Origin of the sequence: Flavobacterium glucosi (assembly GCF_048286535.1) — a bacterium.
Taxonomy (GTDB): domain Bacteria; phylum Bacteroidota; class Bacteroidia; order Flavobacteriales; family Flavobacteriaceae; genus Flavobacterium.
In genome coordinates this window covers 497466-524458 of the sequence record NZ_JBLVPK010000003.1, presented here as the reverse complement: position 1 = coordinate 524458, position 26993 = coordinate 497466, and the positions used below count along the sequence as shown (strand labels likewise).

Below are 26993 nucleotides of genomic sequence, written 5' to 3'. Positions count from 1 at the left end.
CCTTCGACTGTGCTCAGGATGACTTTTATTGTTTGAAAAAATCAGTTAGTATTTTGATATACAATTGAATTCCTTCTTCTATTTCGTTTATAAATATAAATTCGTCAGCCGAATGTGACCGTAGGGTTTCACCAGGTCCTAATTTCAAGGATTGACAACTCAAAACCGATTGATCCGAGAGGGTAGGCGACCCGTAAGTGGTTCTTCCCAGTGCGATTCCGACTTGTACTAATTCGTGTGCAACAGGAATTGATGACGCATTCAAATGCATCGAACGCGGATTGACTTCGGCAGTCAAATGTTTTTTTACAATATCTAAAATTTCTTGATTGTTATAGCAATCATTCACGCGAATATCAACAACCAAATGACATTCCGCAGGAACTACATTGTGTTGTTTTCCAGCTGCAACTTGTGTTACGGTCATTTTTACAGGACCTAAGACTTCCGATATTTTTTCGAATTGATAACTGTTAAACCATTCGATAACGGGTATCGCATTGTAAATAGGATTATCCGGATTGTTGTGTGCTGCATGACTAGCGGTACCTTTTACGATGACATCGAGTACTAATAACCCTTTTTCGGCTACGGCTAATTGCATCAAAGTAGGTTCGCCAACAATGGCACATTCCAGTTCCGGTAAATGTTTCAATACGCTGTTTAATCCATTTTTGCCACTGCTTTCTTCTTCGGCTGAAGCGACCATCACAATATTGTAAGGCAGATTTTCATTCGAATAAAAATGAACAAAAGTGGCTAAAAGCGAGACCAGACAACCTCCCGCATCATTGCTCCCCAATCCAAATAATTTGCCGTCTTTTACGATAGCTTCAAATGGATCATTAGTATAACCTTGGTTTGGTTTTACGGTATCGTGATGCGAATTGAGTAAAAGTGTTGGCTTGGTTTTATCAAAATTCTTATTGAAAGCCCAAATATTATTATTCTCTCTTTCGAAAGGGATATTATTTTGTCTAAACCAATTTTCGATTACAAGTGCTGTTTGTTCTTCTTCACTTGAAAATGAAGGCGTTTCAATCAGTGCTTTTAATAACGAAATGGCCTCTTGTGTAAGGATTTCTATACTCTTCATAGTGTAATTGTAGTGTACAATGCCGTTTTATCTTGCATCATCCTGTGATGACCAATTTTTATTTTTTGAACTCCCTTGGACAAACTATTGAAGCAATTGTCTAATTTAGGAATCATACCAGAATGTATGGCGCCTTCAGCTTTTAATTTGGAATATAATTCTTGATTTATGTTCTCAATTACGGAAGAATCATCTTCGGCATCATATAAAACACCCGGTTTTTCAAAGCAATAATTCAAAGTGACATCAAAAACTTCCGATAAAGCAATCGCTAATTCGCTGGCAATGGTATCGGCATTCGTGTTTAATAATTGTCCTTTTCCATCGTGTGTTATTGCGCAAAATACAGGAACTATTCCACTAGAAAGTAACGTTTGTAATACGTTTGTATTCACTTTTTTTACATCACCAACAAAACCATAATTGATTGTAGGATGGTTTCTTTTATCCGATTGAATTAAATTCCCATCAGCACCAGAAAACCCCATCGCATTGGTGGAATTAGCTTGTAATTGAGCAACGATATTTTTGTTGATTTGACCTGCATAAATCATCACAACTACATCAAGCATAGCGGCATCGGTGATGCGTCTTCCATCAATCATTTGAGGAATTAAACCAATGCTTTCCGCCATTTTGGTAGCTGATTTTCCACCGCCGTGAACGAGTACTTTATAGCCTTCAATCTGAGAAAAATCAATTAAAAATTGTGATAATTCCGTTGGGTTGTCAATAATGTTTCCTCCAATTTTTATTAACGTTACCGGTTTTTTATTTTCCATTTTCCAATATTTTTTGCAACACTAATTGTGCGGCATAGGTTCTATTGTTGGCTTGTTCGATAACAATTGAATTTTCGCTGTCAATCACTTCATCCGTTACAATTACATTACGTCTTACTGGCAAACAGTGCATGAATTTAGCATTATTAGTCAGTTTCATTTTGTCAGCAGTTACAGTCCAATTTGGGTCGGAATTTGTAATCTTACCATACTCATTATAATTGCTCCAGTTTTTGGCATAAATAAAATCGGCGTTTTCGAAAGCTTTGTCTTGGTCGTATTCAATCTTGGAGTCTTTCGTTATTTCAGGATTCAATTCGTACCCTTCAGGATGCGTAATGACAAACTCTGCATCTTGTAACTGCATCATTTGCACAAAGGAATTGGGCACCGCTTGAGGTAAAGCCTTAGGATGTGGTGCCCAAGTCAAAACTACTTTTGGACGGTGTTCTGTTTTGTGTTCGGCCATTGTAATTGCATCGGCTAGCGATTGTAACGGATGTCCTGTAGCACTTTCCATATTAACAATTGGCACAGTGGCATATTTTAAGAAACCCATAAGAACGGTTTCGGCATTATCTTTTTCTTTGTCTACCAATCCGGCAAAGGCCCTGATAGCAATAATATCGCAATATTGAGAAACTACTGCAGCCGCTTCTTTAATATGTTCCGAAGCACCGGAGTTCATGATAGCTCCATCTTCAAATTCTAATGTCCAACCTTCGCTGGTAAAATTCATTACCATCACGTTCATTCCTAAATTCAAAGCTGCTTTTTGTGTACTCAAACGCGTTCTTAAACTGGAATTAAAAAACAACATTCCTAAGGTTTTGTTCTTACCCAGTTTTTTGTTTTTAAGGGGTTTTTTCTTGATTTTTAATGCTTCTTTCACCCATTTGTTGAGCGAATCTATGTTTTGTATGGAGATATAGTTCATTGTTTTATTTGTTTAATCGTTAATTCGGTTATTTGTTTAATCGATTAACCGAATTAACGATTAACCGTATCAACATTTTATAGAATTTTAGTAAATGGTATTTCGTTTTTTAATGCTTTCAAAATAAAGTTGTCTTCCAAGCCATTGACAATCCAGGTTTCGATAGTAGCGGCTTTGGCAATTGCCGATGCTTCTATTTTAGATTGCATTCCACCGGTTCCGTGCGAAGATTTAGAATCGCCAATCTCTTTTTCCAATACTTTTAAATCGGTTACCAAAGAAATGGTTTCAGGAACTGCATCATGAATGGATGATTTGGTGTAAATCCCGTTCGTATTGGTGGCAATGATAAGAATATCAACATTTAATAAAACGGCGGTCAAAGCGGCTAATTTATCGTTATCACCAAACCGAATCTCATCCGTCGCCACAGTATCATTTTCATTGATAATCGGAATGTAATTGTTTTTGACTAACACATTGATGGTGTTCACGATATTTACTTTGGATTGTTCTTTTTCGAAATCAGAATAAGAAAGCAAACATTGCGAAATTAGCAATCCTAAATCACTAAAATTTTCATGATAAATCCGCATTAAATGTGGCTGGCCAATAGAAGCCAACGCTTGTTTTACAAAAACATCTTTGTCTTGATTTTCCAATTTTACAAATTGTTTGGCTGCAGCAATCGCACCAGAACTTACAATAATAAACTCGTAATCGTCTTGTAAAGCGGCTATTTGCATCCCAATATCCTCAATCTTTCCTCTCGAAATGTGATTGGTTTCCTTGGTTAACGTATTGCTTCCTAACTTTAATAAAATTCTTTTTTTAGCCATTTTTATTCTTTATTCTGAATCCTTCTTTTTTTCAATCTTTCGACTTTATGACTTTCGACTTTAAGACTATTTTCTCGTTTGTCCATTCCCGTAAATATACCACTTATTAGTAACTAAATGTTGCAAACCAATTGGTCCACGTTGGTGTAATTTGTCTGTGCTTATGGCTAATTCGCCTCCTAAACCAAATTGTCCTCCATCAGTGAATCGGGTAGAGGCGTTTTGATATACGGCTGCAGTATCTACATTTTCCATGAATTCCTGGGCAATTGCATCATTTTTTGTGATTATCGAAGCGGAATGTCCGCCACAATATTTATTTATTTTGTCAATCGCTTCTTGATCCGAATTAGTTGTTCCAATAACAATTTTATAATCTAAAAACTCTTCATACCAAATTAAATCCGATTCAATCTGAGGAACGTTTGTTGCCTTGGAAATACTTTCATCTCCCAAAACAGTAACGTTTCTTTGTTGTAATTCCTGAACTATATTGGTAGCAAAAGCTTCCCAATTCTCAATATTTGTATCAATTAAAACTTTATCTAAAGCATTGCAAACAGATATGTTTGAGGTTTTTCCGTTGATAATAATGTCAAGTGCTTTTTTTAAATCGGCTTCCTTATTTATATACACAAAATTATTTCCTCGACCACTTATTATTACTGGACATGTGGCGTGTTTTTTTACAAAAGCGATTAATTTCTCGCCACCACGAGGAACGATTAAGTCCACTTTTTGTGTCGGTTTCTCTAAAAATGCCTGCGTTTCTTCCCGATTGTAATTCAAGTATTCCACCCATGCTGTAGTCACATGGTTTGCTGTTAAAGCTTGATGCCACAATTCCACAATTTTTAAGTTGGATAGTAAGGATTCTTTTCCGCCTTTCAATAGAATTTTATTTCCGGATTTGAAAGCGATTCCACCAGCTTCAACAGTAACATCAGGTCTGGATTCATAAATAATCATGATGGTTCCAAAAGCCGCTGTTTTATTGATGACTTTCATTCCGTTTTCATGGTCGAAATTAAAACGTTCTACACCAATAGGATCTTCCTGACTGGCTAATTGTTGCAGGGATACAATCATTCCGTCAATTTTGGAATCATTAACCAATAAACGTTTTTCCATAGCCAAATCATCGCCAGAATAATGATGCAAATCTTGTTGATTTATAGTCTTAAGATTGGCTCTTTCTTGTTCAAGAAGTTCGGCCATGCGACTTAAAACTGAATTTCGTTTTTCTATTGGTAATACGTGGTTCATTAGTTTTTGGTTTACTGTTTTAGAAAAAAATCGAAGCATATGAGTCACCAGTTTAAGAGCTTATGTGACTTATATGTTTAAAAAAATCATTTCAATTCTGTCAATGTTTCTTTTAAAGCTATAATAAAGGTATCAATTGCTTCCTTATTGATTGTCAATGGAGGAAGAATTCTTAATAAGTTTTTATTATTAGCATTTCCCGTAAAAATATGTTTGTCCATAATCATTTTTTTACGAAGTGTACTTACGTCAAAATCAAATTCTACACCTAGCATTAATCCTTTTCCTTTTACTTGGATAACTTCAGGAACTTGTTTGATTGCTTCTAAAAAATAGGCGTAAACATCATTTACGTTATCCATTAATTTTTGACTTTCGATCACATCCAAAACCGCAATGCCAGCAGCACAAGCCAAATGGTTTCCACCGAAAGTAGTTCCCAATAGTCCATAACTCGCTGTAAATTTCGGAGAAATCATGATGCCTCCAATAGGAAATCCATTGCCCATTCCTTTCGCCAGACAAATAATATCTGCTTTGATGTCATGATGTTGGTGTGCAAAAAACTTTCCGCTTCTTCCATATCCTGATTGCACTTCATCCAAAATCAAAACGGCATCGTATGCTTCGCATATTTTTTCTAATGCCTGAAAAAATTCAGTTGTACCTTGGTCTAAACCGCCCACTCCTTGAATTCCTTCAATAATTACAGAAGAAACATCTCCTTTTTTTAGTTCGTTTTCTACCAACTCAATATTATTCAGTGGTAAAAAAGTAACGATTTGTTGTGCATTGATTGGCGCAACAATTTTTTTGTTATCTGTTACCGCAACTGCCGCCGAAGTTCTTCCATGAAAGGAATTATCAAAAGCAATTACACGCGACTTATTGTTGTGAAAAGAGGCTAATTTCAAGGCGTTTTCATTGGCTTCAGCTCCAGAACTGCACAAGAATAAAGTGTAGTCTTCCAATCCGGAGAGTTTCCCTAATTTCTCTGCTAATTCTACTTGCAATGGATTCTGAATCGCATTCGAATAGAAACCAATGTTATCCAATTGATTTTTTAATTTGGCTACATAATCCGGTTGTGTGTGTCCAATGGAAATTACTCCATGACCACCATATAAATCTAAATATTCCACTCCTTTTTCATCTGTAATAGTACAATCCAGTGCTTTTACAGGAGTGATATTGTATAATGGGTAAACGTCAAATAAGTTCATTTTCTTTTTTTGTTTAAATGGTTTAAGGTTTAAAGTTTCAAGTTACGTATGTAACCTTAAACTTTAAACTTGAAACAAATTTTTAGAATCCAGATGGTTTCAAATGCAATCCCGTGGTTTCATCCAATCCAAACATTAAATTCATGTTTTGAATGGCTTGTCCTGAGGCTCCTTTTGTTAAATTATCAATTACTGAAGTAATCAATAACCGGTTTCCTTTTTTCATTAAACTAATAATACACTTGTTCGTTTGAACCACTTGTTTCATATTGATTCCAGTGGTAGTAACCGTTACAAAAGGTTGGTCTTTGTAAAAAGCCTCGTATTTTGCTACTACATCTTCCAGATTTTCTTCGATTGTTGTGTATAATGTTGCAAAAATCCCTCTCGCAAAATCCCCTCTGTTGGGTACAAAAATCAATTCATTGGTATAATCCGCCTGCAATTGGTCGACACTTTGGTTTATTTCACCCAAATGTTGGTGCTCAAAAGCTTTGTAATGTGACATATTATTTGATCTCCAACTAAAATGCGTCGTTTCCGAAGGGGAAACTCCAGCTCCTGTACTTCCGGTTGTGGCATTGATGTGAACGTCGGTCGTAAGCATTTCGTTTTTGGCTAAAGGCAATAATGCCAATTGAATCGCTGTTGCAAAACAACCTGGATTAGCGATAAATTGAGCGTTTTTAATAACCGCTTTATTTAATTCAGGTAAACCGTAAACGAAAGTTTTACTGTCAAAATCTTTGTCTTTTGTCAATCTGAAATCATTTCCTAAATCGATGATTTTGGTATGACTCGCAAATTGATTTTGCTCTAAAAACGATTTTGATTTACCGTGTCCTAAGCACAAGAAAACAACATTCACATTTGGATTCACCGTATCGGTAAAATTCATCTCGATATCGCCCATCAAATCATGATGCGCCACCGAAAGTGGTTTTCCAGCGTTTGTTGTGCTGTAAATAAAATCAAGTGTAGCATTGGGATGAAACATCAATATTCTGATGAGTTCCCCAGCGGTGTAACCAGAACCACCTATTATTCCAATATTAATCATGTGTCAGTTTATTTACAGATGAAAATATGTTTTGGGCATTCCCAAGAATTTTGATAAATCCTTTGGCATCGTCAGATGTCCAAGCGTTGTTCATTTCCCCGTATTGACCAAAAGAGGTATTCATTAAATCATTTTCAGATTCAATTCCGTCCAATGTGAAGTGATATGGTTTTAGAGAAACGATAACGGTGCCGTTTACAGTGGTTTGAGTGTCTTCAAGGAAAGCCTCAATGTTTCTCATCACAGGGTCTAAGAATTGTCCTTCATGAAATAACATGCCGTACCAGTTTCCTAGTTGTTCTTTCCAGTATTGTTGCCATTTACCCAGCGTATGTTTCTCTAATAAATGGTGTGCTTTGATAATGATTAAAGGTGCAGCAGCTTCAAAACCAACTCTTCCTTTAATTCCGATAATGGTGTCACCCACGTGCGTGTCTCTACCTATAGCATATGCGTTTGCCAGTTTTTCTAATGCAACGATGTTTTTTGCTGGTGTGTCCAATGTCCCGTTGATGCCTACTAATTCTCCTTTTTCAAATTGTAGCGTCACTTTCTCTTCACCTGTTTTTTGCAATTGCGAAGGGTACGCTTCACTTGGTAACGATTGATTTGATGTCAATGTTTCTTTACCACCTACACTTGTTCCCCACAATCCTTTATTGATGGAATATTGTGCTTTTTCCCAAGAGTAATGAACTCCATTTTGAGCTAAATAATCAACTTCTTCCTGTCTTGATAATTTCAAATCTCTGATTGGAGTGATGATTTCAATTTCGGGAGCAATGGTTTGGAAAATTAAATCAAAACGAATTTGGTCATTTCCTGCACCAGTACTTCCGTGAGCAATCGCTTCGGCACCCACAGATTTTGCATATTTTATTGCTTCAATTGCTTGAAAAACACGCTCAGCGCTTACAGATAATGGATACGTATTGTTTTTTAATACATTTCCATAAATCAAATATTTAATGGCTTTATCGTAATATTTATCTACAATGGTAAGATTTGCATGTTGGGCACTTCCTAATTTGTAGGCTCTTTCTTCAATAGCGGCTAGTTCTTCTTCATCAAATCCGCCTGTATTTATAAGAACGGTATGAACTTCATATCCTTTTTCGTTTTTTAAATATTTTAGGCAATAGGAGGTATCTAGTCCTCCACTGTAAGCTAATACAACTTTTTTCATGATATTATTTTTTTAAGAATAGGGCTTCTTTAATTGATTTTAATCGGTTTAAGACTCTAATGTTAAAGGGATGTTTAGGCGGGTCTTTAGGCTTTTCTTTTGGGTCATAAAGCATTCCGGTACACAAGCACAATTTGTTATCTTTACTTTTTAAGATTTCATAATTGGTACAGGTTTGGCATCCTTTCCAAAAACTTGGATCGCTGGTCAATTCTGAAAAAGGAACCGGTTTGTAACCTAAATCTGAATTAATTTTCATTACAGCCAAACCAGTCGTGATTCCAAAAACCTTAGCCTCTGGATATTTTTCCAATGAATAATCAAAAACAAATGATTTGATTTTTTTGGCTAAACCTAAATTTCTGTAATCAGGATGTACAATTAACCCAGAATGTGCGACAAACTTTCCGTGTTGCCAACTTTCGATATAACAAAAACCAGCAAATTTCCCATTGTCTAATGCAATGACAGCATCTTTGTTTTCCATCTTTTTTTGGATGTATTCAGGAGTTCTTTTGGCAATCCCAGTACCTCTCAATAGTGCGGACAATTCTATGGTGTCACATATTTCTTGCGAATACTTATACTGTTCTTCCTGAGTTATAATGATAGAAATATTCATTTCAAAAGCTGAATTTTTGAGTTATAAAATGATTTGTGTATTTGTTTTTGAAATACTTTTTTGTCACATTCAATTATAATATTAAAACAGTTGATTGTTGCGCAATAAGTTGAACTACAATACAATAGTGATAAATTAGTGTTAGTTTTTGGATGTGTTGAATGAATATAAAATGGCGGTAATTTCAAAACGAAAAAAATGAAAAATGAATATAGATACGAAACAGCTTTTGGGTACTATAGTGATAGCATCCGTACTTCGGGAGAAGTGGTAGGTCTGTTTGTCCGTGACAAAGAAGTTATATGTAAACTTGTTTTATTCATCGGTGTAAAAGTACACATATTTTTAAAACACAACACTAATTTTGTATTTTGTAACAAAATTTTAATGTATTGTTGATTTTTTTAAATAAAAAACTCCTTGATAGGTTTAAATATCAAGGAGTTTTGTAAAACAGTATTGATTTTATAGCATTAGTTTCTAAACCTGTTTCCGTTTATAATATCTTTTATTTTTGCTTTTAAATCTTCTCCGGTATCATAAACCATTTGTTCGTTGCTAGGGAAAACGACTGCTCTTTTGTCAAAATACGAGTAATAATTATCATCAGAAGCGCGTCGATCTCCTTTATAGGTGGAATAAATATTTTCGAAAATAAACTCACTAGTTATAGGGAAAGATTGTAATAATTGATTGCTTTTAAAGTTGATGTAATCTACTTTAGCAGTAATTTGACAGGATTTAAACTGTCTGAATTCATAAATGCGCACTGTTGCATTTCTCATATTATCTACCATCACCACTTTGCCTTTTTCGTCCAGAACTTCTTTTCCGTTGGCATCAATGAGTTTTTTGACACCATCTTTTATGACGCGATCTTTTACAAATTCTCTTTCTTTTATTTGCTCAGGCGAAATATAAATATGTCTAAAGTTGATTACCATTCCATAATCATAATCAATTCCTTTTTGTTTGTTGCTGTGGTATACAGTCCATTTGTCGTTCAATCCTAATGTACTAAAATCCAATAAGTCATTTTGAAGGCGAACCGGGATAATCATATTCGTTTCGTTTTTGGTGTAAACCGAAACATAATCAGAACCTTTAAATTTGGCTTCATCGATGAGTTGTAAAACGTTTTTATAATTTGGAGTTATTTGGTTTAAATATACCATGTCATCATACGCTTTTCGGTAATTCATTTTGTCTGAAGTTCCCATTAATTTTTTGGCATTAGCATACAAATAAGCTGATAAGGCATTTTTGCTGTCAATGATTTGGTCGTTATAATTGTCAAATGGGAAAATGGCATTTCGCCCTTCTTTAAGTATTTTCAAGGGAAGTAAAGGTTTGATTTTTTCCTGACGGGAATTCAATTGTAAATACGTGTTGTACATTTTTTCCAATTGAGCAGGATTAGCATCTTTTGCTGATAAATTAATAGCATTCAAATCGCGTTCTTTTGCTTTGGCAAAAGCCTCTTCCAGTAAGTAAACATAATCTTGTTTGCCTTTTTTGTCTTTATTGGTTCGCAAATTTGAAACAGCATTATCAATGGCTTGATCGTAATTTCCGGAGCTTAATAAATTTTGGGTTTGCTTCAAGCCACAGGAGGAAATAAGGAGAAATAAGGATATTAAAAGAGTGATTTTTTTCATAAGCAAAAAAGTAATTGTTGGTCTAAAATTTTAAAACTATGTACTTCAATATCTTTTGTTTTAGCTTCTAAAAAATAGTAGCTGCGACTTCTACGAATTTCCACTAATTAATTTGTGCTAATTGATAAAATTCGTGGCTACTATTTAGTCTGCATACCAAATCTATGGATTTTTAGTACATAGTGGTTTATTTGAAGCTGTAATCTTGTTTTTTAAATTCAAAATTCATAAAATAATGCCATAAAAAAACCTAACAAAAATAGAATAAATGTTAGGTTTTAAAAAGGGTATTTTTGATCTTTCATTTTCTCACAAAAGGAGGAAGTAATTTGCTGGAAACTTCACCAAAACCAATTCGAACCTTTCCATTTTGGCAAAAACCTTTCATGATTACCGTGTCATTATCATTGATGAATTTACGCTCCGTTCCGTCGCTCATTTTTATTGGATTTTTACCGCCCCAAGTCAATTCTAACATAGAACCAAAACTATCTTCAGTTGGACCGGAAATAGTTCCCGAACCCATCATATCGCCAGAATTTACGCGACAACCATTAGAGGTATGATGTGCTAATTGTTGGCACATTGACCAATATAAATATTTAAAATTAGAGCGTGAAACAACTGTTGGTTTTGCATTTTCAGGTTGAATCGCCACTTCTAAATGGATATCAAAAGAATGTTTTCCTTTTTGTTGCAAATAAGGAAGTGGAGTAGGCTCTTGTTTTGGTCCTTTGGTTCTAAAAGGTTCCAAAGCATCCATTGTAACAATCCAAGGTGAAATTGAAGTCGCAAAGTTTTTTGCTAAAAATGGTCCCAGGGGCACATATTCCCATTTTTGAATGTCACGGGCACTCCAGTCATTCAGTAAAACCATTCCGAAAATATAATCTTCAGCTTCGGTTACAGCAATGTTTTCGCCCATTATATTTACATCCGTAGTAATAAAAGCAGTTTCAAGTTCAAAATCTACTGAACGAGAAGAGCCAAACACCGGTGTTGTTTCTCCGTTTGGTAACGTTTGTCCCATTGGCCTGTGTACTGGAATTCCTGATGGAACTATGGTAGAACTTCTGCCGTGGTAGCCTACAGGAATGTGAAGCCAGTTTGGTAATAATGCATTTTCAGGGTCACGGAACATTTTGCCTACATTAGTTGCGTGCTCTTTGCTGGAGTAAAAATCAGTGTAATCACCAATAAGTACTGGTAATTGCATTTCAACATCTTCCATTTTAAATATTATAATGTCTCTGTCTTTTGCATTATCTTGTAGTTTCGAATTTGTCACGTCAAATAGCTCTGCGATTCGGTTTCGAACTAAACGCCATGTTTTTTGACCATCAGAAATAAAATCATTTAAAGTATCCTGCATGAACATATCATCCGTCAGTTCAATGCCTTCAAAATAATTTAATTGTTGTAAAGCTCCCAAATCTATGGCAGAATCTCCAATTCTAGTTCCTACGGTTACTATATTTTCTTTGGTAAGAAAAACTCCAAAAGGAATATTTTGAATAGGGAAATCACTGTTGGCAGGTACTTCAAGCCATGATTTTCTATTGGTATCGTTAGCTGTTATTGGCATATTTTGTTAATTATTTTGTTAAAAAATTACTCATCAAATATATTATAATCTAACTATTAACCAAACGTTTTTTCGTATTTTTGCATCAAATTAACGAAAATCAAAAAAATGCAACGCGACGAACAAATTTTTGACCTTATTCTAGAAGAACAAGAAAGACAAATTCACGGATTAGAACTTATTGCATCGGAAAACTTCGTAAGTGACGAAGTAATGGAAGCAGCTGGTTCTGTTTTAACTAACAAATATGCGGAAGGATATCCTGGCAAAAGATACTATGGCGGTTGTGAAGTAGTTGATGTTGTTGAACAAATTGCTATCGATAGAGCCAAAGAGTTATTTGGAGCTGCTTATGCAAATGTGCAGCCACACTCCGGTTCACAAGCTAATACAGCGGTTTACCACGCTTGTATCAAACCAGGTGATAAAATTTTAGGTTTTGATTTGTCACATGGCGGACACTTAACACATGGTTCACCAGTTAATTTTTCAGGACGTTTATACACACCTTCTTTTTATGGTGTAGATAAGGAAACAGGAAGATTAAATTATGATAAAATTCAAGAAATAGCGACTAGAGAGCAACCAAAATTAATTATTGCAGGAGCTTCGGCTTATTCTCGTGATATGGATTTTGAGCGTTTCAGAGTAATTGCTGACAGTGTTGGCGCTATTTTACTAGCTGACATTTCTCACCCTGCAGGTCTTATTGCTAAAGGTTTAATGAATGATCCATTGCCTCATTGTCATATTGTAACTACTACAACCCACAAAACATTACGTGGTCCTCGTGGTGGATTAATATTGATGGGTAAAGATTTCGAAAACCCATTTGGTTTAACTACACCAAAAGGAGAAATCAGAATGATGTCTTCCCTATTGGATTTAGCGGTTTTCCCAGGGAATCAAGGTGGTCCGTTGATGCACATTATTGCTGCAAAAGCCGTAGCTTTTGGTGAAGCTTTGAAAGATGAATTTTTTACGTATGCTTTACAGTTACAAAAAAATGCAAATGCAATGGCTGATGCTTTTGTAAAAAGAGGCTATGAAATTATTTCTGGTGGAACAGACAATCACATGATGTTGATTGACTTGAGAAACAAAAATATTTCTGGAAAAGATGCTGAGAATGCATTAGTAAAAGCAGAAATAACAGTAAATAAAAACATGGTTCCATTTGATGATAAATCACCATTTGTAACTTCAGGTATTCGTGTAGGAACTGCAGCTATTACCACTCGTGGTCTGGTTGAAGAGGATATGGAAACGATTGTTGCTCTAATTGACAGAGTTTTAGTGGATCACACTAACGAAGATGTTATCGAGGCGGTAGCAAATGAAGTGAACGAAATGATGAGCGAAAGAGCTATTTTCGTATACTAAAAAATACGTCGTAAAGTTTTTAAAGTCGAAAGTCGAAAGTCTTTGAATAGAATTTAATATTCTGTCTTAGTTTTTGGCTTTCGACTTTATGACTTTATGACTTTCTAACTTTAAGACTAAAAAAATGTCTGTACTAAGATTAAAATTACCAACAGATCCAAGGTGGGTCAATATAGTAGAAAAGAACATCGAGGAAATCTTGACAGATCATGCTTGGTGCGAACAAAAAGCAGCTACAAATGCCATCACAATTATCACAAACAATTCAGAGCATCAGGATTTAGTAAAGGATTTATTGGCTTTGGCCAAAGAAGAAATCGACCATTTTGAGCAAGTACACAACATCATCATCAAACGCGGCTTGAAATTGGGTCGTGAACGCAAAGATGATTATGTCAACGAATTGTATTTGTACATGAAAAAAAGTGGAAACGGAAGCAGAGTTTCAAGTTTAGTGGAACGGTTGTTGTTTTCAGCTATGATAGAAGCCAGAAGTTGTGAGCGTTTCAAAGTCCTTTCTGAAAATATAAACGATGAAGAATTATCGATTTTTTATAGAGATTTGATGGAGAGTGAAGCGGGACATTACACTACTTTTATTACCTATGCAAGGAAATATGGTGTAGGAATTGACGTTGAAAAGCGCTGGAGAGAATGGCTTGAATTTGAAGAAAATATTATAACAAATTACGGTAAAAATGAAACAATTCATGGGTAATTTTTTTATTAAGGATACTTTTGGTTCTAATTTTTAGTGAATACCGAACCATTTAAGAGCCTTAATAATCAGTTATTTATAGTTACTGCATCCAAAAAAGGATACCGTTTTTATATTTAAATTAAATTATTTGTGACAGATTAATGTTTTTTAATTTACATTTATAACTTAATTTAACCTTAATACTTGTTTATTGATATGAAGCTCAATTTTAATTATGATGGAAATGTTGCTTGTAAGGCAATATTACAAGATCAATTAGAAAAATTTGATATTAAATATCAGCTGTTGGACTTAGGACAAATTGAAATTGGAGATAATGTTTCTGAGGATGTTTTAACAGAACTTCAGGTTTGTTTAACCAAGTATGGCATTCAGATTATTGATAATCCAAAAGGACAATTAATCCAAAAAATTAAAGACGCTATAATTGAGATTGTTTATGAAAAAGATAAGTTTCCAAACATAACAATTTCTCAATATTTATCGGATAAATTGAATTTTAGGTACGGTTATATTACTAATGTTTTTTCGGAATATACTTTTACATCTATTGAGAATTTTATTATTATTCAAAAGATTGAAAGAGCCAAAAAACTGATAATTGAAGAGAAACTCACATTAACCGAAATCTCTCATGAATTAAATTATAGTAGTGTTGCTTATTTATCAACCCAATTTAAAAAAGTAACAGGATTAACTCCCTCAATGTTTAAAAGGATTGTAGGTAAGAAGAGAGAGTTATCTAATAACGATTAAATAAAATTATAAAACACCCCATATTTTATGATTACACACCAAGATTCAATGCACATTCTTTTAGCTGACGATGACGAAGATGATCGCACTTTTTTTAGTGAAGCTATACAAGAGCTTAAAATGAATAATAAGTTGACTCTATTTAAAGATGGGAATGATCTAATGGATTATTTAGTGCATCCTGAAATTAAGTTGCCTCATGTTTTATTTCTCGACTTGAATATGCCCGGAAAAACAGGAATAGACTGTCTGAAAGAGATTAGATCAAACACTCGTTTTAAAGATGTTTCGATTGCAATATATTCGACTTCTTCCTCAGAAAAAGATATTGAAGATACTTTTGTAGAAGGCGCAAATATCTACATAAAAAAACCCAATGATTTTTCTAAACTAAAAAAAGTAATCAAGGAAGTTGTAAATATGAATTGGCAATTTCATACGTCAGGTTTAAATATTGAAACTTTTTTCTTTAGCATATAATAAGGAATAAATGAAAATTCTGGGACTATATAAAAATTCGCAAGTGTTTAAAATAGCTTTAGCTATTGCAATTGTTGTAGTTTGTTATATAGCCTCGATGTTTTATTCCCAAATGAAAAAGCTTGATTCAACGGTTGAAGTAATTGCAAATTCAAATCAAGTCCAACTCGAATTAGAAAAACTTTTATCTGTAATCAGTAATTACGAAACGAGTTTACGAAGTTATATCATTACAAAAGAGGATACCTATCTAGAAGACCGATTTTTGAGTAGAGGTAAAATTGAGGAAAGCATAACAAAGCTAAAGCTGTTAACTGTAAATGATACCGCCAGAGGTAATGATATAGGCCAGTTAAAAAAACTTATTGACCTTAGATTCAAATTATTCAGGAAGACATTACTTCTTGCAAAAAGTAAAAATTCTGGCCCGTTAGCATTAAATGAGATGTTATTGGAGAGCAGTCATGTTACAGAAATGATGAAATCCTTTGTCACTAAAATAATATACTCTGAAAGTACAAAAACAGAATTTGAAAATAGTAATCATCAATTTGAATTGCAAGATTCAATCATTACCGCTTTTTTATTAGTGATTCTTTCTCTTCTAATATTATTGCTTTCGTTCCAAAAAATGAATGTTGATATTGATGAACTCAAAAAGGCGAATGACCAATTAAAACTAGTGAATGAGTCTTACAATACTGCTGAAATGACAGCAGGTTTTGGACACTGGATGGTTAATCTGGAAACGAATACCTATACTTTTTCAGATAATTTGTTCCGTCTAATGGGGGTTGAACCCAATGCATTTGAACCCAATATAAAAAATACAATTAAATTTATTCATCCTGATGATTTAGCTTATGTAACGAAAGTGCATAAAGATTCTTTAATAAATCACCAGTCTACTTCGATGATATTTAGGTTTTTAACTCCAAAAGAAGAAGTGAAATATATTTTAGGTGTAGGAAGTTTTACTAAGAATGGGAGCGGTGGTTTGATAAAAATAGGAGTGAACTATGATATTACAAATCAATACAAAAAAACTCTTGAATTAGAAAAAAATAATAAAGAACTTAAATATATTAACACAGAACTCGAGGCTTTTAATAATATTGTAAGTCACGATTTACAGGAACCACTTCGTAAGATTCAAATGTTTATTTCCAGATTAGAAGAAAAAGAATTGTATTTACTTACCCAACAAGGAAAAGACTATTTTTCTAAAATTCGTGTAACGGCTAATAGGATGCAGACACTATTAATTGATTTAGTGAATTATTCCAGAACAATAAAAGGGGATAAAATTTTTATAGAAACTAATTTAAGCAAAGTATTGGAGGAAATACTTCAAGATTTATCGTCTACTATTGAAGATAAAAAAGCCATCGTTACAATTGGAAATCTACCTATAATTAAAGCAATACCTTTTCAGGTTAAACAGCTTTTTATAAATTTAATTTCAAATTCTCTTAAATACAGTAAAGACGATGTGCCGCCTCAAATAAATATTGTTTCTAAAGCAATTACTGAAAAAGAAGTAGTGGATTATAAGATAACGAATCCAGCGGATTATTATAAAATTGCCATTGAGGATAACGGAATTGGTTTTAAGCAAGAGTATTCGGATAAAATATTCTTATTATTCAAACGTTTAGAAACAGATCCTAAATACTCAGGAACAGGACTTGGTCTGGCTATTTGCAATAGAATTGTAGAGAACCATAAAGGATTCATAAAAGCAAAAGGGGAGCTTGGCACAGGGGCTACATTCTATGTTTTTATTCCAAAAGGTGATTTGCTTTAATATTTAATAATTTACGTAAATAAAGTACAATGATTTCATTAAAACAAGCTTCTATAGCTGACTTAAATACAATTCAAGAGATTGCCAATATAACTTGGCCAATAACATACGGTGAAATTTTGTCAAAAGAACAATTAAACTATATGATGGATTTGATTTATTCAGATGAATCTTTAATAAAACAAATTCAAAAGAAAGAGCAATTGTTTTATATTGTTAATGAGGAGACTTCTATTTTAGCTTTCATAGCAATCGAGCATAATTATAAGAATGAAGCGGTAACCCGAATTCATAAAATTTATATTTTGCCAGAAGCACAAGGAAAAGGAATTGGTAAAATATTAATTGATGCAGTACAAAAATTAGCCACCGAAAATAAGTCGACATCACTTTCCTTAAACGTAAATCGTTTTAATAAAGCACTGGCTTTTTATCAAAAATTAGGGTTTGAAATCATTGCCGAAGAAAATATTGAGATTGGTAATGGGTACTTGATGGAAGACTACAAAATGGAAAAAAAGCTGTAATTATTGCACTATAATTTCATGTTTGTAGAGCAATCCTTTTAATCCTTCTAAAGCAAAAACGGCTTTTTTTAATTTTGTTGTCTTCGGATCGATGGTATAATTGTAACTTGTCTGGAAATTTGCTTTATTAGCAATTGCTTTTGCAAATTCAGAACGGTATAAATCACAATTGTCAAAAACCACTTCAGTCAAATCAGTACTCATAAAATCAACGGCAATAATACTGCAATTGGTAAATGATGTTCCTTTGATTTTTAAAGTATAAAACTTGGAGAAATCCAAAATACAATCATTAAAATCAATTTCGAAAATCAATTTATCGCACATAGAAAAATTAACATCTTTGATTTCGCATCGATTGAAAGTCACGGTTCTAAAGGCTACATAATTTATTTTGGCGTTACTAAAAATACAATCATTGAAAGTGCAGTCAATAAAAGTAACCGCTACAAAGGCACACTGTGAGAAATTACAACTGGTAAAAGTACAGCACTCAAATTCCTTAAGATTGACTTCTTCTTCGCTATAAGTGATGTTGTTGTATTCAATATCTAGAAAATATTCTGGCATTTATAGGTTTTAAATTCAGGTTTGAGGCTATTATTTTCGAAACAAAGAAACAAAATTCTAGAGCGATACAATTCAGAATTTATAATAATTATTTTTAAAATATTACACTCTGTCATAATCTCCTTTCCAATTAATAATAGCTTTTTTAATTGCTGTTCCCGAAAGTTTTTCCGTCAACACTCTTACTATAAGTGCAGGAAGTTCTTTATCTGGCGCAAATCTCAAGGCAAATAACTGGTTGTCATTTAACTGGTGTTCAAAATCCTCCAATCTTTTTCCTGTAATAGAAAAATAACGGTACCGAAGCTCTAACCGTACTATTCGGTTTTGTAGCGTCAATGCATAATGTTGGCGCAACATGAAAGCCAGACCAACAAGCACAACAAAAATAACACTGATGAAAGTCCAAATCAATTTGTCTTCTGAGGTACAACTAAAATACATGCTGAATGCCAGAAATGTCATTATTATTGGGTAGTAAACAAAGTGATGCGGTGGGTAGTACCGGATGTGATTTTTATACGATTGTACTTCCATGATTTTCTTTTAAAGTTTTTTAAAGATAGTCAAAACAACGTATTTTAAAGATAACAGGTTTTTTAATTATAAGAATACCAAAATTATATAAGTTTTGGTATTCTGAGGATAAAAAAAACAATACTTGATTTACATGAAGTCCAATTCCATTTAGGTTTTGGTAACGTATTAGGAATGCTTCGAGAACAATCTTCTTATCACAAATAAGCCCTGTCATTTTATAATATACAGGGCTTTTTAGTTTTATAAGATTTAAATTCCTGCAGATGCAGGTATAGGAATCAGTTGCTTTTATTTTTATTCAACCGATCTTTCAAAAAATTCATACGTTCGCAACATTTGATCCATTCGTTGGCGATTGTCACCATTTCTAGTAATTTCATGGGTTGCACCCGGGTGCACTACAAACTCAACAGGACGATCCAATACTTTTAGACTGCGAAACATCATTTCGGCCTGAATAAAACCGGTACGACGGTCGTTGCCGCCATGAAAAATAATGAAAGGTGTTGTGATGTTTTGGACATAGTTTATAGGTGATTCGCGAGTTAAAATTTCCTTTACCTTTGGCTCCCATGGATATCCTCCAAAATAATTTGGAACCAATCTCCAGGCGTTTCCTTCTCCAAAAAAGGTATTAAGATCATAGACCCCACGTTGGGCGCAAGCCGCTTTGAAACGATTGTCATGGCTTATTATCCATGCTGTCAGGTAACCTGCGTAAGAACCTCCCGTAATAAGTAACTTGGAGTTGTCTGCCCAACCTTCTTCAATAGTTTTGTCTAATGCTGTTAATACATCACTTGCGGGACCTTTGCCCCAATCGTTGATATTACCTCTCAAAAAATCCAAACCATATCCCCCAGAACCTCTTGGATTACTATAAACGATGCCGTATCCTTTACTGCAAAAATATTGGTATTCGTGCCACATACTTTCTTCGCCTGGGCCCCACATTGCCGATGGACCGCCATGAATTTCTAACAGCAACGGATATTTTTCTCCTGGCATATAGTTTGATGGTTTCATGATCCAATATTCTACAGTCATTCCTAAATCATTGATAAATGTTTTCTTTTCAGGAAAGGATAATTTTTTATTTGCAACCCAATCATTAAAATTACTTACTTTTTTTTCATTTTTAAAATTGGCATCAGCAAAATAAAGTTCAGAAGGATTTGATACCTGAGTTTTAGAAAATACAATCGTATTATTGGCAATGTCAAAACTAGAAATACCAGTATCAACGCTGGATAAAGGCTCTATTTTTTTTGTTAATCGGTCAATTCGGTGCAATACATTACCGCCGTTCATTTGAGAGGTGAAGTATAAGTATTTGTCATCTTTACTCCAGGTAAGATTCGATTTATTTCGATCAAAAGGGATTGTTACAATATCTTTTTCGGTGCCATTCATAGGCATTATTGACAAGGAAGGAACACTAATAAAAGAAGTATTACCGGATAAGAATGCCAGCCATTTTCCTGATGGAGATATAGTGGCACTGTTGTATCTTTTTCCGTTTTCGCCTAATATCATTTTAAAATTTTCACCATTTGTATCAGCTATAAAAATCTCACTTTCTAATGAACGATCAGCATTTTCTACAGTGTCTAAGTCTCCTGATACAATTATTTGCTTCCCGTTTGGGGTGTAGTCAGCAGTAGTAAAACTATAAAATCCCTTAGTTATTAAACGAGGCTCTGCATCTTTGGAAACGTTTATTTCAAAAAAGTGATTGAAATTCATTTCTGAAGAAACATTTGACTCGCTTTGGAAGTTTAATTTATTCAAGACAATTGCTTTTTTGTCCGTTGTATTTTTATCTAAATAGGCTCTAATTTCGGATAAATTTCCGTTTGGATTTGGTTTGTCTTTATTTGTAAGTAAATGTTCGTTTTTATCAAAACCAGGTTTTTCCATCTTCCAAGTAGGAATTGTTTTCGATATGTTTACAATAGAGTCCTGAAGCAAGTCTTTTAAAGGGATACTTGATGAAAAAAGTATTCTTTTGCCATCAGGCGACCACTTTGGATTGGTTGCACCGTATTTATGTTTTGTCAATTGCATGGGTTCACCACCTTCCATAGATAATATAAAAATTTGCATTTTGTCCTCTACAGAACGTATAAAAGCAATTTGTTTGCCGTCCGGGCTCCAAGCCGGTCTTGTGGCGCCATCTTTATTAGTGGTTAGTTGTACCGGTACGGAATTTTTTAAAGTAGTTGTGGTGAAAATCTGTGTGCGGTATTTGTAATCTAATTTATTGTTTTCATCGGCTTCAATAGCAGTCACCGTAAAAGCAGCTCGTTTCCCATCTTTTGTCAGCGTTATATTACTAACAGTTTTGATTTTCAACATATCTGTAATGTCAACAGCTTCGGTTCCATTTTGTGCGATTAAAAATTGTAATTGAATTAAAAACAATAGTAGGATTGAAAATTTTCTCATAGTTGATTTTATAGGTGATGGTTGTTTATTATTAGTTAAAAACAATTGAGTCCAATTTGATTTTCATTCATTGGCTTAATATCATGCTCTTATTTAGTAAAAATAGAAAATAAAAACCTGTTATCTGTATAATTTATGGCTCAACAGTATTTAGGGGTAAATAGACAAGAATAATTAGTTAGCTTTTGATTTCTACAGATGAAAAAATTCTTTAAATCATACGATTAGAAGGATTTAATTCAATTTGTACCTCTACTGGCGCACAAAGAGTCTGCGATCCCTTTATGATATTTGTAGTAAATTCTGGGTTTACCAGATTTTTTTAAGAACAGGATTACCAGACTCTGAGAGTTTTATTGGTAACTATGCAACCGTAAGCGATCAGAATTTGATAGAATAAATTTTCATAAGCGTTGCCTAACAACCCAGTGTTTACCTAGGTTTCAGTTTTTGAGGTATAAATAAGATAGGAATCTGAACAAAATAAACAAAAATAGGTAAGCCTGTCTCAGCATCAGCTACAACTGTCTTCCTTGAATGGCTGATGTTATTGCGATTCAAATTTTGCAAGTTTTTTATAACAATTAATAACCTAATTTTAATTCTTGTCAATGAAATTAGTCAAGTATTAATAACCTTTTTGATTATTAACTTTTTTTCAAAGCCTCGATTAATTCTACCAAATCAACTACACCATAAGTAGATGAATAGTCTGATACAGCATAAGGCAGTATAAGGCTGCTGTTATGAATAATCGAACCGCATGAATAGACTACATTAGGTACGTAACCTTCACGTTCATCTTCTAGTGGTGAAAGCAAGGGCTCTTTAAGTCTTCCTATCTCTTTCGAAGGATCATCAAGATCAAATAACGAGGCACCAATACAATATCGCCTCATGGAACCTACACCATGAGTAATAACTAACCATCCTTCTTCGGTCCAAAGTGGCGATCCACAGTTTCCAATTTGTGTAAATTCCCAAGTATAGCGTGGCTCTTGAAGGAGTACGGGATTATTCCATTGTGTAGGCCTCTCGGAATACATAAGGTAATTGTTGACACCATCAATTCTAGACAGCATGGCATACTTTCCTTTGATTTTTCTGGGGAATAATGCCAAATTTTTATTTTGGGCACCGGCTCCATATAAGGGCATTACTCGGAACGTATAAAAGTCTTCAGTAGAAATAAGTTTTGGAAGAATGACATGACCATTATATGCCGTATAAGTAGCCATCACTTTATCTGATTTATCATCGTCCACAAAGCGAACAAAACGGGCATCTTCAATACCACGGCTTTCAGAATCTGATATGGGAAATATAACACGTTCGGTGATATCAGAATCGTGTTTAAATTGTAAATCATAAAATGAATCTGCCAGCCAGATCACTTCTTCGAGAGCTGTTCTTCTTTCCTGGCGGATCATTGGATCGCTTAATGCTTTATGTACCAAACTTTTTAATACGGCATACTCAAATTCGTCTGGAAGGTCCTGCATAATTCGTGTTGAGTATTTGTCAGAAGTGTGCATTTCTGACAATTTCATCAGAAATCGTTCTTTATTGTATAAGGTTTTGTGTACAATCTCTGCTTTATCGATGTTATTGCCAATTTTCATTACATGGAGATTATTATCCTTATCCAGGATTCCTCTTCTAAAAACAATGGATGAGATATGACCTTCGCCGGTAGCACGGAAAGAAATAATGACACGCTTCTCTCCTTTTTCAAGACCAGACTGATCGAAATCTTCGACTATAGACGGGTTAAAAATTGCGGCAGATTCTATGGCATACTCCATTGTACAGTAGGAACCAATGAGCATTTTTCGTTCCTGTGACAGCTCGTCATAGTTGATTTGCATTCCTTCGATTATGCTTCTAATTTTTTCGCAATGCCTAAAAAATATACTTGAAATATTTCGATGCCGTCTGGCAAACTCACGAAGGGTATGTTCCAAGGTGTCAATGACTTGTTTTTCATTCAACATCATTATTCGGCTCACCATTTTTTGAGTCCGTTGATCACCATTTATAAAATATCTGGCAACAACCCTTTTAGAATCAGGGGTAAATGTTATATTTTTTCGGATTACAGGAACTCGCATAAATTTATTTTTAAATTATAATTAAATTAAGTGCGCTTTTTATCTCGTGATAAAAAGTCGTTTAAGGTATTTTACTCGTCTCTCCTTCCTGTTTTAGAGGAATTCACAACGGTATTTGTTTGAAACGCATCCATTCTCGTTCCTAGTTCTTCTATCTTAAAACTTGTTCAAAGAGTTTTGATACTCAAGTCAAGTCATTGATGAAGAATGAATTATTATAATTCAAACGTAAAAAATATTTTATTTTTTTGTTCTGAAATCATTTTATTGCCGTTTTTAATTTCGATCTATTTCAGGACGAATCACTATTTGAGAATATTTTATCAGGATAAGCGTTCTTTTACTTCTAAGAACTATCACATCATTAACACATTATGCAAAGTGGTTTTTACTATTTAATTTAAAATAAAATTCCATTTGAGTTTCCGTTTTACTGGAATATTTATGTATTTTTTTTAATGTTTTTTTAACAGTTAGCCTTGCCATCAAATAACTTACTGTAGACTCTGCTCCTTGATTTAAATTGATGTAAGTGTCCTCTAGTCCATCATAACATCCTCCAGTACAGGGGTTGTAAATTATTTGTTGTAAATGATTGTTTCCTAAAAACCAGCTGAAAGCGATTTTTATTTTTTGTAAATAGGCCTCTTCTTTGAAGGTATAATAGAATTTGCTTAATGCTAAAATGGTGTAGGCTACATCTATGGGCTGTTCGCCTCCTATAGGTGGGGGGATAGACTCATTTTCTTTTTGCAGCCATCCTTTATTAGAAACTACTTTTATAGAATTTCCTATAAATATTTTTGACAAAAGAAAATCAAATGAGGATTTAGCAGTTTCTTTATAAATTAAATCTCCTGTTGCTAACCAAGCGCACAATAAGGCTTCAGGCAATATGCTGTTTCCGTATGTAAGATAGCTCTCAAACCAAGCCCAATCTTTGTCAGATTCGTGTCTGTACATTTGAACTAATCGGTTGGCCAGTTCTTTTATCAAAGCTGTGTTTTGTTCTGATTCATTTTTTATGCTGCTATAATACAGGCCTTTAATCACAAATGCCATCGCTCTAGTGGAATGAATTTTATTTACATTTAACAAAGCGGTATGGAGTATTGTTTGCGCCGTTTTTGCTAAATCTTGGGGAATCAAATCGCTTATTGAGATTAAATATCCCAATGCCCATATCGCTCTTCCATTAGAATCGGATAGATTAGTTGTCTTATTTTGATTTGTAAATTGGTGGTGTTTATCTACATAATTCAAAAAATTTCCTCTAGGTTGTATACAATATTTGATGAAATTAAAATAGATATTGATGTATTCTAAATCGGTTACGTCTTTTGTCAGTTCAAAATGTTGGCACATTGCAACCATAGCTCTAGCGTTATCATCTAATGTATAGCCGGAATTTATATCAGGTTGATTGATATTTGAAAACTGAATCATTCCAAAAGAAGTTGTTAATTTCTTCATGTGATCCAAATTAATTTCAGGAATATCATAATACAAAGAGAGCGTGTCTTTTGTGATTTTTTCGAATAATAAAGCGAAAGCAATTGCAGCATTTTCCCATGCTGTTGGTGCTATTTTGTGCAATCCATTGGCACTGATGTTTTTTCTTAACTGCTCGTTAAGTAACAAACGGTTTACTTCTGTAGCTAATTGTTGAACGTTTCCAAAATCGACAATAATTCCAGAATCCCCACACAATACTTCGCATGCATGCGGAATAGGAGTAGAGATAATAGGGCAACCGCAACTCATAGCATAGGAAAAAGTGCCACTCACAGCTTGGTTTGGATCTTTGGAAGTAAACAAATAAATATCGGTAAGCTGTAAATATTCTAATAAATCCGATAAGGACAAATAGCAGTTTATAAATTGTACATGATTCTGCAGTTGTAAGGCTTCAATTTTTGCTTCAAGCATTAATCGGTATTTTTCCCCTTCTTCTTTAACGACAGATGGGTGTGTTTTTCCAATAATTAGAAACAGTACATCGTTATTTTCTTTAATTATATTTGGTAATGCATCTAAGGTGGTTTCAATGCTTTTTCCAGAACTAAGTAACCCAAAAGTAGAAAGTATCTTCCTATCCGTTAATTTATATTTTTCCTTCAAAAGTGCTTTCTCAGAGTGAGGGACTAAATGTGTTCCATGCGCAATAATGGTGATTTTTTCCAAAGGAACCCCATAATCGTTGATTAAAATTTTTGCAGACGAACTGGTCATTACAATAATAGAATGTACTAATCCGGTTATTTTTTTAACATTTTCTTTTAACAATTCATTTGGATTTGGCAATACAGTATGAAAAACAATGATTACCGGTTTTTGAACCGTATTTAAAAACTGTTTAAAATCGGCCTCATTTTTTCTAAATAACCCAAATTCGTGTTGTATCAATACAATTTGAATACTAGCGTTATAATTAATTTTGGCTGCTAAATTTTGGAAAGAATTTGAATGATCGGTGTTCAGAATGTACTGTGTTGGTTCAGGGTAAAGATGTTGTTCGTTTTTGGATTCTAACGCACAGATTTTTATCTTAAACGAATGTTTGAATTTGTTGTTTAATGCCTTAATTAAATCTTGAGAATAAGTAGCAATGCCACATTCGCGAGGAGGATACGAAGTGATAAATAAAATTTCAGGCAACTTTTCTTTAGTCCCCTGAATATATGTAGCATTCGAAACAGAAAAATCCTCTTTTTTTTGACTTCCTGCAGATCGTATATTGGAACTTTTAGTGGTGACTCTATTTTTCATTTTTTTTGTATTAAGCATTAATTCTTTCAGTAAAAGATAGTTCCGATGGACAATCTATCCGTTTTTTAGGGCTTTAATAAAGGTAAAATGTAACTCCAAATAATGCTGAATAGTAGGGAAACAAACATTATTTACTTTTTCTTTCAATTCTCTTATCAAGTTGGGTTTAATTGGAAGTTGAGGTAATCAAGCAATTTTTTTATCGGATTTTATAAGTTTAATAATACTTTGCAACCTGATAAATAGTACTCTTTCTATCATAATTCCTTATTTTTAATGGCTTATCTAAATAACAGAGCAAGAAGACATTAACTTTTAGAACTGTCTTTATTATACAGATGTAAAGTTCGATTTACAATGTTAAAATCTGTTATAAAATTCTGTTAAAAAGTTTCTTTATTTACACATTATCAAGTTTTTATAAAATTAAATATAGTTATAAGTAAGTCAAAAGTTTGAAAGGCGTAAAGTTAAAAGGAGCAATATTGTAAACAGAAGTTAAAAATCGATCTGTTGTGTCTGGGCATGTAAACTTAGCCGGCACAGAAAGTTAAGAAATAATCTTAATTTTAACCTATGAAACAAGTGCGCAAAATTTATGACAAAGCTTTCAAAGAAAAAGCTGTC

The 26993-nt window shown here is 33.7% G+C and carries 22 protein-coding genes; 6 read left to right on the top strand and 16 right to left on the bottom strand.

Annotated features, from left to right (window positions below; genetic code table 11):
- Positions 1 to 25: 25 nt before the first annotated feature.
- The 11 genes from ACNQGD_RS08005 to fahA form a co-directional block, all read right to left on the bottom strand.
- Complete coding sequence (locus ACNQGD_RS08005; RefSeq protein WP_417998922.1) at positions 26 to 1096, bottom strand: M20 family metallo-hydrolase; 1071 nt, start codon at positions 1094 to 1096, stop codon at positions 26 to 28.
- Entirely contained in the window at positions 1093 to 1878 is a 786-nt protein-coding gene (gene argB / locus ACNQGD_RS08000; RefSeq protein WP_417998921.1) for an acetylglutamate kinase, read from the bottom strand. The genes ACNQGD_RS08005 and argB overlap by 4 nt, the downstream gene beginning before the upstream one ends.
- On the bottom strand, positions 1868 to 2815 hold the full coding sequence (locus tag ACNQGD_RS07995; protein ID WP_417998920.1) for an N-acetylornithine carbamoyltransferase: 948 nt from the start codon (positions 2813 to 2815) through the stop codon (positions 1868 to 1870). The genes argB and ACNQGD_RS07995 overlap by 11 nt, the downstream gene beginning before the upstream one ends.
- A 77-nt stretch (positions 2816 to 2892) precedes the next feature.
- Positions 2893 to 3654 (bottom strand): glutamate 5-kinase, encoded by a 762-nt coding sequence (gene proB / locus ACNQGD_RS07990; RefSeq protein ID WP_417989869.1) that lies wholly within the window; start codon positions 3652 to 3654, stop codon positions 2893 to 2895.
- 66 nt (positions 3655 to 3720) lie between these two features.
- On the bottom strand, positions 3721 to 4920 hold the full coding sequence (locus ACNQGD_RS07985) for a glutamate-5-semialdehyde dehydrogenase (protein ID WP_417998919.1): 1200 nt from the start codon (positions 4918 to 4920) through the stop codon (positions 3721 to 3723).
- A gap of 86 nt (positions 4921 to 5006) precedes the next feature.
- Positions 5007 to 6143, bottom strand: coding sequence for an aspartate aminotransferase family protein (locus ACNQGD_RS07980; protein WP_417998918.1), 1137 nt, complete (start codon positions 6141 to 6143; stop codon positions 5007 to 5009).
- Positions 6144 to 6225: 82 nt separating this feature from the next.
- Positions 6226 to 7203, bottom strand: coding sequence for an N-acetyl-gamma-glutamyl-phosphate reductase (gene argC, locus ACNQGD_RS07975; RefSeq protein WP_417998917.1), 978 nt, complete (start codon positions 7201 to 7203; stop codon positions 6226 to 6228).
- The gene (locus tag ACNQGD_RS07970) at positions 7196 to 8389 is read right to left on the bottom strand and encodes an argininosuccinate synthase (protein ID WP_417998916.1); all 1194 of its coding nucleotides are present in this window, start codon (positions 8387 to 8389) and stop codon (positions 7196 to 7198) included. Before ACNQGD_RS07970 ends, argC begins: the two co-directional genes overlap by 8 nt.
- 4 nt (positions 8390 to 8393) lie before the next feature.
- A complete protein-coding gene (locus ACNQGD_RS07965; RefSeq protein WP_417995251.1) occupies positions 8394 to 9011 on the bottom strand; it encodes a GNAT family N-acetyltransferase in 618 nt (205 codons plus the stop codon).
- A gap of 473 nt (positions 9012 to 9484) precedes the next feature.
- Entirely contained in the window at positions 9485 to 10669 is a 1185-nt protein-coding gene (locus ACNQGD_RS07960; protein ID WP_417998915.1) for a hypothetical protein, read from the bottom strand.
- Positions 10670 to 10970: 301 nt separating this feature from the next.
- The gene (gene fahA / locus ACNQGD_RS07955; RefSeq protein ID WP_417998914.1) at positions 10971 to 12254 is read right to left on the bottom strand and encodes a fumarylacetoacetase; all 1284 of its coding nucleotides are present in this window, start codon (positions 12252 to 12254) and stop codon (positions 10971 to 10973) included.
- 108 nt (positions 12255 to 12362) lie between these two features.
- Between fahA and glyA the strand changes: the two genes are divergently transcribed.
- The 6 genes from glyA to ACNQGD_RS07925 all read left to right on the top strand — a co-directional run bounded on the left by glyA (position 12363) and on the right by ACNQGD_RS07925 (position 17928).
- Positions 12363 to 13637 (top strand): serine hydroxymethyltransferase, encoded by a 1275-nt coding sequence (gene glyA / locus ACNQGD_RS07950; RefSeq protein WP_417996113.1) that lies wholly within the window; start codon positions 12363 to 12365, stop codon positions 13635 to 13637.
- Positions 13638 to 13761: 124 nt separating this feature from the next.
- A complete protein-coding gene (locus ACNQGD_RS07945) occupies positions 13762 to 14355 on the top strand; it encodes a MiaE family protein (RefSeq protein ID WP_417993544.1) in 594 nt (197 codons plus the stop codon).
- A gap of 198 nt (positions 14356 to 14553) precedes the next feature.
- Entirely contained in the window at positions 14554 to 15114 is a 561-nt protein-coding gene (locus ACNQGD_RS07940) for a helix-turn-helix domain-containing protein (RefSeq protein ID WP_417993545.1), read from the top strand.
- A gap of 27 nt (positions 15115 to 15141) precedes the next feature.
- On the top strand, positions 15142 to 15594 hold the full coding sequence (locus tag ACNQGD_RS07935) for a response regulator (protein ID WP_417993546.1): 453 nt from the start codon (positions 15142 to 15144) through the stop codon (positions 15592 to 15594).
- Positions 15595 to 15604: 10 nt separating this feature from the next.
- Positions 15605 to 17401, top strand: coding sequence for an ATP-binding protein (locus tag ACNQGD_RS07930; RefSeq protein ID WP_417998913.1), 1797 nt, complete (start codon positions 15605 to 15607; stop codon positions 17399 to 17401).
- 29 nt (positions 17402 to 17430) lie between these two features.
- Entirely contained in the window at positions 17431 to 17928 is a 498-nt protein-coding gene (locus ACNQGD_RS07925) for a GNAT family N-acetyltransferase (protein WP_417998912.1), read from the top strand.
- On the opposite strand, the gene ACNQGD_RS07920 is transcribed toward ACNQGD_RS07925, so the two are convergent.
- The 5 genes from ACNQGD_RS07920 to ACNQGD_RS07900 all read right to left on the bottom strand — a co-directional run bounded on the left by ACNQGD_RS07920 (position 17929) and on the right by ACNQGD_RS07900 (position 26366).
- Positions 17929 to 18498, bottom strand: a complete 570-nt coding sequence (locus tag ACNQGD_RS07920) for a pentapeptide repeat-containing protein (RefSeq protein ID WP_417998911.1) — start codon at positions 18496 to 18498, stop codon at positions 17929 to 17931.
- A gap of 102 nt (positions 18499 to 18600) precedes the next feature.
- Positions 18601 to 19035: a DUF6526 family protein gene (locus ACNQGD_RS07915; protein WP_417998910.1), complete on the bottom strand. Its 435-nt coding sequence runs from the start codon at positions 19033 to 19035 to the stop codon at positions 18601 to 18603.
- A 297-nt stretch (positions 19036 to 19332) separates the two neighbouring features.
- Positions 19333 to 21486: a S9 family peptidase gene (locus ACNQGD_RS07910; protein ID WP_417998909.1), complete on the bottom strand. Its 2154-nt coding sequence runs from the start codon at positions 21484 to 21486 to the stop codon at positions 19333 to 19335.
- Positions 21487 to 22133: 647 nt separating this feature from the next.
- Positions 22134 to 23597 carry a glycoside hydrolase family 130 protein gene (locus ACNQGD_RS07905; protein ID WP_417998908.1) on the bottom strand — a complete coding sequence of 488 codons (1464 nt, stop codon included), beginning with the start codon at positions 23595 to 23597 and terminating at the stop codon, positions 22134 to 22136.
- A 372-nt stretch (positions 23598 to 23969) separates the two neighbouring features.
- Positions 23970 to 26366 carry a glycosyltransferase gene (locus ACNQGD_RS07900; protein WP_417998907.1) on the bottom strand — a complete coding sequence of 799 codons (2397 nt, stop codon included), beginning with the start codon at positions 26364 to 26366 and terminating at the stop codon, positions 23970 to 23972.
- Positions 26367 to 26993 lie beyond the last annotated feature (627 nt).